Genomic DNA, 12671 nt, shown 5'->3' with positions numbered 1-12671 from the left:
ATGTTTACCAATAAACAAACTAGTGAGGTGGCTGGCAATATGGTTTAATAATTTCCCCATTCAGCGGGGGAGACGCGTTAACAATACTTAGAAAGAAGTGAAATTCATGGATGCGAAAGCTGAACATAAAAAATTAAGTTGGTTCAATAAAATTGGATTCTCCTGTTTCCAATTAGCGCAATTTGCAGAATATATGATTAACACCTGGTTGATGTTTTACTATACGACCTTCATCGGGATGCCGTTAGTAACCGTTACCTTCCTCTTCACGTTGTCGAAGATCGTCGGCGGGATTATCAACCCCATTTACGGGTACATGTCCGACCGGTTATATCAAACTCGCTTCGGTAAGAAGTTTGGTCGGCGGAAAGCCATGCTGGTTATTGGGATCCCCATCAAAACGCTCTTATTCATTACGTTATGGATTCCAGGCATGAGTACGCCGGTTTACTACATTTTCTTCTTGGCATACTTCATCTTGTCACCAATGGTTTCAACCATGCAATTGACCTTCATGTCAGAAATGACTGAAGATTCTGGCGAACGGGCGCAATTAGTTGCCGGTAACCAAATTGGTGCCGCCTTTTCAGGAATTTTGGCAGCCTTTGGTTCCGTCTACTTCTTCAAGTTCTTGGGCGACAAGCTCTGGAGCACTTACTTCACTTTAGCCATTGTTTACGACATTATTTCCTTCGTCTTACTGATTGTCTTCTACTTCAGCGTTTACGAACGGCCCGTTGACGAATCCACGGTCTTCAAAGAAAAGCTGTCGATTGGTCAAAACTTAGTTCAAGTTTTCTGGAACTTTATGTCGACCATCAAAGTTAGAAGTTACCGGCTCTACCTTGGAATGTACCTATGCGAACAAATGTTCCGTTCGCTGTTAGGGACCATTAACACTTACTTCATTATCTTCGTGCTGTTACTCCAATCATCCGACGTTGCGGTTTCCACTTCAGTTGGGTTCATCTTCGGGATCGGCTTCCTGTTATTCTACATGTGGTTGACCAAGAAGACGGATGGTCCCTTCACTTACCGGATTGGTAGCTGGGGTACGATTGCCGTAATGTTAGGGATGTTAGCCATTGCGATTTTCCGTCCGGACCACTTAGCCGTATGGTTCATTGTTTTGACGATTTGCTTGAACTTCGGTAAAACTGGGGTGGTTAACTCAACGCAATTTATCTTTACGAACATCCCGGACGTTGACGAAATCGTAACTGGGAAGCGTCGTGAAGGTCAATACTCCGGTGTTAACTCCACTTTGGACGTTATCTTCAGTTCGATTGAAACCATTTTAATTGGGACCGTCTTAGCGGCAACCGGCTTCGCTGAAAAATCAGCCACCCAATCCGCAACTACGGTCAACGCATTGTTAATTATTTACACGATTGTGCCAATTGTCTTCTGTTTACTCGGTATTTTCTTGTCATACCGCTTCAAATTATCGGTTCCAAACCACAAGATCCTCTTGGACGAAGTGGTTCGTCTCCGGAATGGCGGTAACATGGACGACGTTGATCCAAAGACCAAGACCATTGTTGAAGAATTAACTGGGCTACCTTATGAAAAGTGCTGGGGTCATAACAACATTATCAATTTAGGTAAAGGTAAGCGTGCAAAGAAACAAGATACTATTAACCACACGCCCCATCCTCAAGCATAGTTTCATCAAAAGGTATTGCTACGGCGATACCTTTTTGATTATTAGACTGATTTAGAAAGAAGCGATTATTTTGTTAAAAATGACAACGAATAAAATGACGGCCAAGATTACAAACGCCCACCTCGAGGTGGAACTGACCGCTAAAGCGATGGTCGGTAGTTTAAAGTTGGATGGTCAAGAACTGTTAAATAACCTGACCGGCGAACCGCGTGACCCCGATAAGGATCACAGTTTCTACTTGGATTACCACATGAATAGTAAGACCGTGAACATGCGGCCTACTAAGATGGAAGTCATTGCAAATACGCCAGAAATTGCGCACGTGGCCTACACCGATGATCAAAGTGACCTGGGCTTGCGCTACCACTTAATTGTCCGCGGTGACGACAAGGCCATTTACGGTTACGTGGAAGCGTGGAACAATTCGGATCAAACCTTAAAGATTCAAGAATTGCGGACGGTTTACCGCTTGGATCACGACCTCTTTAATATCGGTTATAACTCCGAACGGATTGGGCACCAACCAAGTAGTGCGCACATGATGACCGGTGAAAAGCTGCAAGATGAAACCTACCGGATGACCGACGGTAGTTTCTATTCCAATTCCGCCATTTATTCGAAGTACGATTACGCGGGTTACCTGAGCGAGAACCCGTTCTGGGGTCAGTACGGTTCGAAGTACGGGCTGTGGTTCATTCCAACTGACCGCAGTTACTTCCCAAGTGGGCCGCTTAATCAGGACTTGTTGTTGCACTACGACGGGTTGATTTTAAATTACTTGACCGCTTCCCACTTTGGGACCGGTGACACCCTAGTTGACCCGGATTGGCATAAGTTTTACGGCCCATGGTGCGTGCTGGTGACCGACCAACCGCACCCACTGGCCGCCGTTAAGCAACGCGTCAAGCAGGAACAGGCGGCTTGGCCGTACCAGTGGGTTCAGGATGACAACTATCCGTTGGCCCTTGGCACGGCGAGCGGGCAAGTGACGGTGGACGGCCAAACACCGCAGGACCACTACGAAGTTGTTTTGGCGCAACCGAGCCAAAACGGCGAAACCTTCATGCGCCAGCGAACCGGCTACATTTACTACGCTGAAACTGACGACCAGGGGCACTTTGAAATTAACAACGTGCGGCCGGACAACTACACCGCCTATGCTTACGCCAAGGGCGGCCGGCTAGTTGGGACCTACCACTGGGACGACCAGTCCGTCGCGGCCGGCACTAACGACCTCGGGGCTTTGGACATTGCGACCGACCACGCTAAGTTAATTTGGCAAATCGGGACCAGCACCCACACCGCCGATGGGTTTAAGTTTAGTGACCAATTACGGAACCATATCTGGAAGGACCTCGTGCCTAACAATTTAACGTACCACGTTGGCGAACCGAGCGACGACTGGTATTACCTCCAAAATGACGGGGGCGTTTGGCGGATCATTTTCAACGGTCGGCAGTTAGACCCGGACAAGCCCGCTAAGCTCACGATTGCCTTTGCCGCGGTCACCAAAAAGATTATGACCGAACCGATGGGGACCCGCGTCGAAGTCGACTTGAACAACCAGACGGCGGCGACCCACTATTACGAAATTAATGACAGTGCCGGCTACCGTTCAGCCGTGCGGGGCGGGAATTACAACCTGCTGACGATTGAATTGGCGGCTAACCAGATTCATTCCGGTAAAAATATTTTGGCCATCAAGACTGACGGTTACTTAATGTACGATACGATCAAATTAGAACAGGCGGGTGACTAACCATGACCACGTTAGACGCAGCGGCCATTCGGGCCCAATTAAAAACGTACCGCTATCCGCAGCGCGGGGCGTGGCACGGTGAGGTTTATGAGTTAAGAAAGCGGGAAGTGACCCCGGCGGTGCCGGAAAAGGGCGCCCAACCGCAACTACACTTTAAGACGTTGGTCGAACAGTGCCCGGCCTTGAACGAAGACGCGGCCACGGTCGGGACCTTTACCTATTATCAGGGCACCCACTTGGTAATAGCCGCCGAAGCGCAAAACTATCAATTGAAGTTGCGATTGCAAAACACGGTAGCCAGCGCGCAGACCTATACGGCGATCGTGAACGACCTCGAAACGGTTACCTTTACGTTAGCGGGAACCGAAGCAAAAACCGTCACGCTCGACGTTGCGTTAACAACGGCGCAGCTCGATTTGACCTTCATGAATTTGGATGCGCCGGAAACGGGCGGTTGCTTTGAATTAACGGCGCTGACAATGACGCGCCAGCCGTTGGCCGCGGCGCCGTACCCGCGGGTCGTGATTGCCTCGGATTCAACGGCCCAGACCTATACGCAGGCGGAGTACCCGCAAACCGGCTGGGGGGCGGTGCTTTCCGCCGCACTCTTCCCGCAGGGGCAGGCGGTGATTACGCCGGACGCCCACGCGACCTACTCGTTAGCGCGGATTTACCAGCATGGTAAATTCACGATTTTAAATAAGTCGATTGGTGGTCGCAGTGCGCGGTCATTCATCGCGGAGGGTAAATTGGCAAGTTTAGCGGCCGGCTTACGGCCCAACGACTACCTGCTGATTCAATTTGGCGACAACGACGCCACTAGTTACCGGCCAATGCGCTACATCGCGCCGGAGCGTTTCCCGAACTATCTCAACCAGTTCGTGGATAGCGCTTTGGCCCGCGGTGCGCACCCGATCCTCGTTACACCGCCGTCGCAGCACAAATTCGATGGCACGGTCGGCCATATCGGTTTTGGCCCGTACCGGGAACAAGTCTTGAAGTTAGCACAGGAACGGCAGTTGCCGTGTATCGATTTAGGCAAACTGACGGCCGACGTGTTGACCGAAATGGGGCCCGACGTCGGGCGGGCGCTTTACATGCAGTTTGCGGCCGGGCAGTACCCGGGCTTTCCGGGTGGGGTGCACGATAATACCCACTTCAACCGTTACGGCGCCCACGTCTTAGCCCGCTTAGTTGCGGAGCAGTTTGCCAAGTTGCAGACGGACTACCAATTGACGCCGGTCGCCGATGCGGCCAAGGTGCTCAGCGAACTGAGTGCGGAGGTCGAACCAAAGCGCCACGTGCGCTTACGCTGGCAACCAGTCACGAACGCGGACTTTTATCGGGTTCAGCGAACGGGTTACGGGGCGGATGCGGTCGGTTTTACCGCGCTTCAACCTAGTTTTCTCGACGAAACCCCATGCCAGAACCCGACTTACCGGGTTTGCGCTTATCGGGGGAGTCACGAGCTGGCGAGTGCCGTTATTCAAGTGCCATTGACGAGTGAAGCCGTCGAAACGCCGGAAATCGCCGGCATCAACGTTTACGAAGTCGACCGCGAGACCGACCCGCAGCACGTCGGCTTCTCACTGCGCTTCATCGCGCACCCACACGTGACCAGCTACTGGGTCTACCTAATTAGTCAGCGGACCCATGAAAAGCAACTACTTGGCAAAATTCCCGCGAACCAGGTCGATCAGCTCCACAGTTACCAAGCGCCGCACGACGGCGTCTGGTTGGTCCAAATTGCGGGCCAGGACGATGAACTGAACCAACGCTTGTTTAGCAAGGCGGTCATCGTCAAGTAAAGTCAGAAAGTGATGATCAAAAATGTTATTAAAACACGAAGACGGACGTTATACTTTTGAAAATCGGGCGATGACGCTCACCTTAGATCAAAACGGTAAGGCCCAGTACCTGGCCTACCACGGGCGAAATTTAATTGAACACTTAGACGGCAACGTGGTCGACCCGGACCGCCACCACTCGTTTTACCTGGACTATCACCAGGATTTGAAGTCGCGGGCGCCGCAGTTTAACCGCGTCGAAGTGGTCGAAGATAGTGCCACTTGTAAGCACCTAGCCTTCATTGATGATCAGAGCCAGTTGGGCTTAGCTTATCACCTGGTTATGCGCTCGGAAGACGCCGAATTGGCGGGTTACGTGGTGGCAACTAGCAATTCACAGCACCCGTTTACGATTAACGAGATGCGGACGGTCTACCGGCTAGATCCGCGGTTGTTCCCGAATAGTTACACGGCGGCGCGGATTGGTCTGCAACCAAGTAGTAACTATACGAACCAGTTTAAAAAGTGGCAGGACGAAACCTACGAGATGCCTAACGGTGAGCGCTATTCCAACTCGAAGGTGTATTCCAAGTACGATTACGCCGACTTCTTTGCCGACAATCCGTTTTGGGGCTTCTTTGGCCCGGAATACGGCTTCTGGTTCGTGCCAGGCAGTACGGAATATTATCCGAGTGGTCCGCTTAAGCAGGAACTGATGGTGCACTATGACGGGATCTTATTGAATTACCTGAACGGTGCCCACCTCGGGACCGGCGACTTTCAAATCATGCCGGGCTGGCAAAAATTGTACGGCCCATGGCACGTCTACATTAACGACGGGCCCGATAAGCTGGCGGATGCGAAGCAGTACGCCCAACGGCAACAGGCCGCCTGGCCGGCCGAATGGATGCAGGAGGACCTGTACCCGCTGGCCCGCGGGGACGTCTATGGTCAGTTGAAGCTGTCCTCTGGGGAGAAAATTAAGTTGAAGGTCATTTTGAGTCAGGGGTCTACGACCTTCGATAAGGCGTCTGGCGGTTACATTTATTACGGCGACACCGACGAGCAGGGGCTGTTTGCGCTGAAACACGTTCGGCCGGGCAAGTATACCCTGTCGGCCTACGCCTTGGAGGGGGCGCTTGCGGGCACTTTTACCAGCCAGGTCACGGTAAAAGCTGGCGACCAAACGCTCCCACCAATCACCTGGAACGTGCCGCAGCGGCGGGTGCTTTGGCAAATTGGTCCGGCCAATCATACGACCGTGCCATTCCAATTCTCGCAGGCCCTGCGGAACAGTACCTGGCGCAAACTGACCCCGGGGCACCTCGTTTATGAAATCGGGAAGAGCCAACCGGAGCAGGATTGGTACAGCATTCAGGGCGAACGTGGTACCTGGGACGTCCAGTTTGGTGCCGTCGCCACCGACCAGCCGCTAACGCTGGTGGTAGCGCTTGCCGGCGCTAGCAAGCGCGTCGCCGACCACGAAAACGACCGTGGTCACGGCGATCCAATGTTAGCGGTCAGTCTGAACGGCCACCCACTCGGCCAGCGGACTTTCTTGGACGATAACGCGGTTTACCGCAACGCTTTGAAGTGTGGCAGTTACCACCTCTGGGAGCTGAAGCTGCCGGCGGGGGCCTGCCGCGACGGGCGTAACCGCCTGTCATTTGCGGTGCAGGGCGGTTACATGATGTATGATACGATTTTGTTGACGTGTTCGGAATAGAATTAGGAGAAAGCAAAAACGTCCGAGTTAGGCTCGGGCGTTTTTTGGTGTAAATGTAATTTAATGAATAGCTGATTTTCTAAAATGAGAGGGACTCATATTAAAGCGTTGATAAAATTCTTTTCTGAACTGATGGTAGGTTGTAAATCCGCAATTGTCCATAATTTTAAGTATTTCGTTGTTTGTATTTTTTAGCTCGCTTTCTACATGTTTCATGCGCACGTTTGTTAAATATTCATAGAAGGTCATTCCCATTTGTAATTTAAAGAAATGGGAAAAATAGGCTGGTGATAAATGAATCTGATTGGCGACGTCTGTTAAAGATAGCGAACTAGAATAGTTACTTTCGATGTAACCAATCACCGTACTAATTCTTTGGTGATATTTGGCAGTTTTTTGGGCCGTTTTCGAGGAAATTTGAGTAGCGAAATTATTAGTTAGAATGTACATCAAATCAAACAATGAGGACAAACTCATTAGATAGGAATTGTCATTATTATTTTTATTGTGAAACTGATTAATTAACGAAATATCTTTTTTGAGTTTTGAAACAATAGTGTCATCGTTATTAATCAAAAAATGATACTTTGGAAAATCGGGGATGAAGTTCATTAGAAAATCAAACGAAATTTGCAATACATAGTTAGTGATATGGGACGACGAACTAGATGTTGAATGGATGGAGTTGGAATTGACAATGTACACACTACCAGTGTGTAGTTCCGTTAAGTTATTATCGTCGTAAATATTTACAGTTCCCTTTAATAAATAAATAATTTCAATATCAGCATGATAGTGCGGCAGTATATATGATTCATTGACTGAGCGAGGGTGCTGATCACTAAGATAAATTTTAAACGGAACGTTTGGTTGTAAGTTAATTAGTTCGTGATGAATATTGGTTGCGTTATGTTCAGTTTGTGTCATAAACATCCTCCAAAAGCTACGAAATCCTATACTCATAGTTTACTTCTTTAAAAATCTAAATATAAGTATAATATTACGACAATTTAATAACTAATTTTTATTTTTTTTGATGGTAACATTATTAAATGTAAGCGGTAACAACTTACGGATGCATTAGGCCTAATAGATCAATGTAGAAGGGACAAGAATATGACAAAAGATAAACATAGTTTTATATTTAAAGCTTCGATTCTTGGGATTTCTATAGATACGACTGCCGCTGGCGTTATTTCTGGAGCAATTCCGGTTATAAGACAAAGCTTTCCAGGGGTTGCGTCGTCGCTGATTGAGTCCATTACGACTTTACCAAGTTTAGCAATTTTGATTTTTGTTGCAATTAGCCCAGTGGTAACGAAAAAAATTGGCTATAAGAACACAGCTGCATTGGGATTGCTAGTTTCGTTTATTTCTGGTATTTTACCAGTTTTCATGAATAGTATATATGCAATTTTAGTCTGCAGATTCATGTTTGGTGCGGGGATCGGATTATTAAATCCACTGTCATACAGTATTGTATCTTACTTTTATGATGGTGATGAGCGAGCACAAATGTTCGGATTTATTGGGACGGTTTCCAATCTTGCAAGTACACTTTTAACGATGCTAGCAGGTGTGTTATTACAAATAAGTTGGCGCTTTAGCTTTTTAACTTATTTCATTCTCTTGATTGTTCTTATGTTGGTTATCTTGTTCTTACCAAGGATGGATATCCAACAGGAGAATAAAAAGATAAGTATAGTTAAAAACTTAAAACGGTTAAGTGCTAAAACATATGCTTTCTTTTTTGCAATGTTTTTCATGCAGTTTATTTTTATGACGTTAATGACTAAGTTAGCCTTACTTATTACTGATGCGGGTTATGGTTCCGCAACGTCAGCTAGTTTTATTTTAAGTTTTACATCTCTAACGGGAATGATTGTTGGTGTTTTGTTTGGTAAAGTTCATCAAATACTTGGCGTAAAGATGTTTCCGCTATTCATATTCATTTTAAGTGCAAGTAGTGTTTTGATTACGTTGTCTAATAATCTACTTTTCACGGGAACTTTGGTTATTGTAATGGCGGCCTCATTTACGTTCCTATCGCCGTACATGTTTTTGAGAGTTTCTGAATTATGTCCAAGAGATTTAACTAATTTTTGTAATTCTTTGGCATTAGTGTTCATTAATATCAGCGTTTTCCTAACACCGTATATTCAGCAAGGTATTGGAACGGTTATCGGCGTTCAAACACCAGTAGCTGCATTAATTATTAGTGGTGTTGTTGGGACAGTTGTTTTAGTGATTGTATTGGTTCACATGCTGCACGCAAATAAAAACTCATTGAATAAAAAATTAAATTAAAGAGGAGATCTTAACTATGTATAACTCATTTCGGCCAGGTCAAGTTTGGCTAGATACAGATGGCAATCGGATTCAGGCACACGGTGGTTCCGTGATGTATATTGATGGTACTTATTATTGGTATGGTGAAAATAAAGAAAAATCGGATGGAAAAAATGGAATTTGGCAATGGGGCGTCCGTTGCTACAGTTCACAAGATTTATATAATTGGAAGAGTGAAGGAATTATTATTCCGGCTAATACGGACGATCCAGAATCACCATTTTACTACAAGAACCAAATGGACCGACCACATATTATTTATAATAAAAAGACTAAGAAATATGTTTGCTGGGTTAAGGTAATGCACAAAGATGATACTCAAACTGAAACGGTTTTAACTGCTGATAGCATTCTTGGACCGTACACAATTGTTAATGAAGATATTTCGCCATTAGGAATGAGTGCGGGCGACTTTGATTTAGCCGTTGCTCCTGATGGTAAGGGGTACTATTATTTTGAACGGGTTCATTCAGAAACCATTTGTGCTGACTTAACGGATGACTATACAGATTTAACGGGGTATTATTCAACTCATTTTCCACATAAATTCCCACCATATGTTCGTGAAGCAACTGCACATTTTGTTCGTAATTATAAGCATTATCTACTTACTTCTGGCACTACGGGATACTTTCCAAGTCCGTCAGAAGTTGCGGTTGCCGATACGTGGCATGGCCCATACACGGTGTTAGGAAATCCGAGTCCTCAAGATACAACTAGAACGTCATATTATTCGCAAGTGACATCGGTATTTAAAGTACAAGGTAAAAAGGATTTGTACATTGCTTGTCAGGATCGCTGGTTACCAAACGAAATGGATAGAAAGTATGAGGACTACGCTAAAACATTTGAACAATTTTTCAATCCTGAGATGAAAGATACGCGTCCGGATAATCTGGACGATGTTGTCGTTGCCAATACATCAATTGCAGACTATGTTTGGTTGCCAATTAGATTTGTCGGTGATCGTCCATATATTGACTGGCATGATGAATGGTCTTTGGATGATTATGAATAATAAGATTGATTATATGGAATTTGAATAATATAAAAACGCCTTCCAAGGTATCGGAAGGCGTTTTTTGTGCGCCCTTAGATAATTAAGGTTGCTCACGCGGCTCCTCTTGAGGACGGACACGTTGATAATACTGCGAAGGTGTCATACCAGTGTAATTTTTAAAAGCTGCCGAGAAGTGGTGAACCGAATTGAAACCGAGCTTAGCAGCGATTTTGGTGAAGTTTAGATGGTGTTCTGTAATTAGTTCCTTAGCGCGTGCCATTTTAAGTGTTCTGAAATAAGCCATGATACTTGTACTAGTTTCGGCTTTAAAAATGCGTTTGAGGTTGGAGCTACCGAGTAAGAATTCTTGGGCGATTTTTTCAATCGTTAGCGGTTTTTCGAGATTTAGTTTCATGTAAGCAATAATCTGGTTAACGAGCAGTTGCTTATAGAGTGCACCAGAGGTTGCATGTGCATAGTGAAGCTGAGTCTGGACCGCAGCTGGATCGGGGGCGGTTTGCGGTTCGGCTTTTTTTAGCCGAATGGCTTGCGGTAGTCGATTCTTGATTTCCATTTGGCAAAGCTTGACGAGTAGTGCCGTTGCTCGACTGTATAATAAGGCACTTGTCGCGATGAAATATTCACCGATTTCCATGTCGTAGGACATTTCGGGTTTACGGCGACGCAGGTCTAAAATGGTTTGGCTTTCCGAATGAATTGCTGTTAGGAGTGGCTCATCATTAAAGGTAAAGGTTCGCCGGTATAAGGCTGTTAAGTGCTTAGAAGTTGCTTGAAAAATAAGCTGAAGCGCAGTCGTGTGGGGAACGGTAGCTGTTAGGGTGAGCGGCTCATCAGTGGGCAGAATTAATAATTCATGTGGATTTAAGATGAAATCGCGCTGATTGCGGATAAGCAGCTGACCGCGCTTAACGTAGACTAATAAGTTGGTGTCATTTTTTTGATAGCGATTGGATTGATTTAATGGATAGTCTTGTTCAGAAATGTTCAAGATGTCCGTTACTTGTAAATAGGGAAAGTTAAAAATACCGGGCAAAGTGGGTCATCCCCTTCGATTTAGTATAAAATAAGTGCATTGTTTTATCTGAATACGTAAACGCTTACCTTTTTGGCTGAAATTGTACCACAATTTATCAGAATCTGTCTATAGTCGGCTTCGTGAAATCGATAATATGAATGAGTAAAGAAAACGTTTTCGATATTGCTTGGAGGAAGCTCAATGAAATATGACTTAACAAAAACTGAACAACAATTCATACAAGCCACTTGGCAACGTGTCCAAGCAAAGTTAGCCATTACGAGCCAGCGAATCGGTGCAACTGAGCCATACATTGCCACTAATCATCGGTACCAAGATTTTGGTGAACAGCATCCAACTTGGTGGACAAATGCATTTTGGTGCGGCACGTTATGGCAGCTTGCTGCAGCAACTCAGCAAACTAGTTATCAGCAACTTGCTCGTCAGATTGAGCGGCGACTTGATGATGCGTTAGTTAGGATTGATGAATTAGATCATGATGTTGGTTTTATGTGGCTAAATGCAGCGGTCACAGATTACCGCCTAACGGGTGACGTGCGGGCGCGAAAGCGCGGATTAAAAGCAGCACTGTTATTAGCTGGACGCTATAATCCGGCGGGGCATTACCTCGTTGCTTGGAACGGTGCTGAACAGCAGGGGCAAGTAATCGTAGATTGTTTTATGAATTTGGGGTTATTGTATTGGGCAACGCAGGAGACGGGTAATCAGCGTTTTGCCCAGATTGCGAATGCCCATGCCCAAACGGCCACGCGAGCGCTCCTACGTGCAGACGGATCCAGTAATCATATTGCCGTATTTGATCCGGTGACGGGTGCGTTCAAGGGCAATCTTGGTGGTCAAGGATATGGTCAAGGTTCGGCCTGGTCCCGTGGACAAGCGTGGGCGCTCTATGGGTTAACGTTAGTTTATAAAAATAATCATCAAACCGCATACCTGCAAAAGGCGAAAGCGGCCGCTCAATTCTTTATCGCTAACGTTGCTGCAACTGGAAACGTATCTTTAATTGATTTTCGGGCCCCGGCAACGCCAATTTATTATGATACCACGGCAACGGCAATAGCAATTTGTGGTTTGTTGGAATTGGTGAAATATTTGCCAATGGCTGAACGCCCATTGTACCAAGGAGCAGCTTATCGGATGCTAGTCGCGTTAACTGAACGTTTTTGTGATTTTGATACGGCTCATGATGAGCTAGTCACTAAGGGATCGGCAAAGTATCATCGGGCGAGCGACCGGGAAGTACCGATTATCTACGGCGATACATTTTATGTGGAGGCGCTTCTGCGTTTCTTAAACTTAGATTTAACGATTTATTAGGAAGGGGACG

General features: G+C 46.3%; 9 protein-coding genes. 7 read left to right on the top strand and 2 right to left on the bottom strand.

The annotated features are described in order from the left end of the window. Positions 1-106 precede the first annotated feature (106 nt). From FFM79_RS06045 to FFM79_RS06030, 4 genes are all read left to right on the top strand, one after another. A complete protein-coding gene (locus FFM79_RS06045) occupies positions 107-1666 on the top strand; it encodes an MFS transporter (protein WP_137642570.1) in 1560 nt (519 codons plus the stop codon). Positions 1667-1745: 79 nt separating this feature from the next. Further along, on the top strand, positions 1746-3425 hold the full coding sequence (locus FFM79_RS06040) for a polysaccharide lyase family protein (RefSeq protein ID WP_225424392.1): 1680 nt from the start codon (positions 1746-1748) through the stop codon (positions 3423-3425). A 2-nt stretch (positions 3426-3427) separates the two neighbouring features. Next, positions 3428-5233: an SGNH/GDSL hydrolase family protein gene (locus FFM79_RS06035; RefSeq protein ID WP_137642568.1), complete on the top strand. Its 1806-nt coding sequence runs from the start codon at positions 3428-3430 to the stop codon at positions 5231-5233. Between the two features lie 22 nt (positions 5234-5255). Further along, complete coding sequence (locus FFM79_RS06030; RefSeq protein ID WP_137642567.1) at positions 5256-6938, top strand: polysaccharide lyase family protein; 1683 nt, start codon at positions 5256-5258, stop codon at positions 6936-6938. A gap of 60 nt (positions 6939-6998) precedes the next feature. Here FFM79_RS06030 and FFM79_RS06025 read toward each other — a convergent pair whose 3' ends face one another. Beyond that, positions 6999-7865 carry an AraC family transcriptional regulator gene (locus tag FFM79_RS06025; RefSeq protein ID WP_170177396.1) on the bottom strand — a complete coding sequence of 289 codons (867 nt, stop codon included), beginning with the start codon at positions 7863-7865 and terminating at the stop codon, positions 6999-7001. Between the two features lie 189 nt (positions 7866-8054). On the opposite strand from FFM79_RS06025, the gene FFM79_RS06020 reads away from it, so the two are divergent. Beyond that, the gene (locus FFM79_RS06020) at positions 8055-9245 is read left to right on the top strand and encodes an MFS transporter (RefSeq protein ID WP_137642565.1); all 1191 of its coding nucleotides are present in this window, start codon (positions 8055-8057) and stop codon (positions 9243-9245) included. Between the two features lie 16 nt (positions 9246-9261). Beyond that, a complete protein-coding gene (locus tag FFM79_RS06015) occupies positions 9262-10305 on the top strand; it encodes a family 43 glycosylhydrolase (RefSeq protein ID WP_137642564.1) in 1044 nt (347 codons plus the stop codon). An 82-nt stretch (positions 10306-10387) separates the two neighbouring features. On the opposite strand, the gene FFM79_RS06010 is transcribed toward FFM79_RS06015, so the two are convergent. Then, a complete protein-coding gene (locus tag FFM79_RS06010; protein ID WP_137642563.1) occupies positions 10388-11341 on the bottom strand; it encodes a helix-turn-helix transcriptional regulator in 954 nt (317 codons plus the stop codon). Positions 11342-11524: 183 nt separating this feature from the next. On the opposite strand from FFM79_RS06010, the gene FFM79_RS06005 reads away from it, so the two are divergent. Further along, positions 11525-12661, top strand: a complete 1137-nt coding sequence (locus FFM79_RS06005; RefSeq protein WP_137642562.1) for a glycoside hydrolase family 88 protein — start codon at positions 11525-11527, stop codon at positions 12659-12661. The last annotated feature ends 10 nt before the right edge of the window (positions 12662-12671 follow it).

This window comes from Lactiplantibacillus modestisalitolerans, from assembly GCF_005405425.1.
GTDB lineage: Bacteria > Bacillota > Bacilli > Lactobacillales > Lactobacillaceae > Lactiplantibacillus > Lactiplantibacillus modestisalitolerans.
This window is presented reverse-complemented; position numbering and strand designations above follow the sequence as displayed.